This window comes from Petrocella sp. FN5 (genome assembly GCF_029210395.1).
Lineage (GTDB): Bacteria > Bacillota > Clostridia > Lachnospirales > Vallitaleaceae > Petrocella.
In genome coordinates this window covers 1-1389 of the sequence record NZ_JARGDP010000184.1, presented here as the reverse complement: position 1 = coordinate 1389, position 1389 = coordinate 1, and the positions used below count along the sequence as shown (strand labels likewise).

Genomic DNA, 1389 nt, shown 5'->3' with positions numbered 1-1389 from the left:
ATTGTACCAAATCGCTGGCGCGATGGCTAGCGAACATTCTTGTTTCTTAAATCTTTCTCATTACTAAATTTCATTAAGTATAAAAAAATAGTGGCGGTTTTTACTTCTATGTTATATTGTTAAGTTCTCACACAATAACATCAAACATAGGATTAAAACCACTCACTATTATGACTATTATAATATTTAAACCGAAAACTAACAACTTCATATTTTCTTTTTCTTCAATTCGTGGTCCTCCATGTACTGTTTTTTCTTATTCAAACCCTTTAAAACACTACATCCTAGGAGGATTTTACTATGCAAAAATATTTAGAAACTTTTGTTCAAATGATTTCTCTTCGTGGTCTTACTGACCATACAATTAGATCTTATTCCACTTATATACGCGCTTATCTTGATTACTTAGAAACTGTTCTTCTTAAAAAACCTGAAGATGTTTCTTGGCAAGAACTTCGTGACTTTATTATCTATATTCAGAATGAACGTTCTTTATCTGATCGCACGATTAATGCTACTATCTCACAACTTCGTTTTTTTACTTTATACGTTCTTCATCAATCTTGGGATCCTTATCAACTACCTATTCGTAAGTTTGACGTTTATCTTCCTTTTGTCCCTTCAAAACTTGAAGTAGTGACTTTTATCTCTTCCTTAAAAGATTTAAAACAAAAAGCAATGGTTTCTCTTATGTATTCTGCAGGTCTTCGTATTGGTGAAGTTTGTCGTCTTAAATGTTGTGACATCGATCGTCAAAACATGCGTATTTACATCTCTAAGTGCAAAAACAGATCAGCTCGTTTTGTTAATCTTTCGCCTAAACTTTTACCTTTACTCGAAGAATACTGGCGTACTTGCGGTAAACCTAAAGTATATCTTTTTCCTAAACAGCGTAAATCTGATGTAGAAAGACCTATTGATTCCTTTTATCTTCCTCGTCATATTAAAGCCCATGAGGAACGTCTTGGTTGGGATCGTCGTTTATCTTGCCACTCATTTCGCCATGCTTTTGGAACTCATCTTTATGAAAGTGGAACGGATTTATTAACCATTAAAACCTTGCTTGGTCACAAATCTTTACTCTCAACAACTATCTATATTCAACTAGCGACTACTATTACTTCTAGTGTTACGAGTCCTTTGGATTCTTTAGAGGATTTGAATCATGTATAAAATCCAAGAAATCTTTACTACCTCTTATTCAGATTTTTCCAGAGATTTCAATCCTACCATGGTTCAGCAAAAAGCCGCACTTTCCATTATAAACTGTAAATCAGGCACTCTGGGTTGTAATATTTCTCGTTGTCTTGACTGTGGACACTCTGAAACTCACAATAATTCTTGTCGTAATAGAAACTGTCCTTGTTGTCAAGGTATTCTAAAAGAGCT

At 33.8% G+C, this 1389-nt stretch carries 2 protein-coding genes; both read left to right on the top strand.

Annotated features, from left to right (window positions below; all coding sequences use genetic code 11):
• The first annotated feature begins 300 nt into the window (after positions 1–300).
• On the top strand, positions 301–1173 hold the full coding sequence (locus tag P0N36_RS15355; protein WP_275843768.1) for a tyrosine-type recombinase/integrase: 873 nt from the start codon (positions 301–303) through the stop codon (positions 1171–1173).
• A partial coding sequence (locus P0N36_RS15350) for a transposase zinc-binding domain-containing protein (RefSeq protein WP_275843767.1) occupies positions 1166–1389 on the top strand: 224 nt, incomplete at its 3' end. The genes P0N36_RS15355 and P0N36_RS15350, both read left to right, overlap by 8 nt.

Coding starts and splice junctions, on each gene's coding strand:
- P0N36_RS15355 (WP_275843768.1), top strand. CDS start 301: ATGCAAAAATATTTAGAAACTTTTGTTCAAATGATTTCTCTTCGTGGT.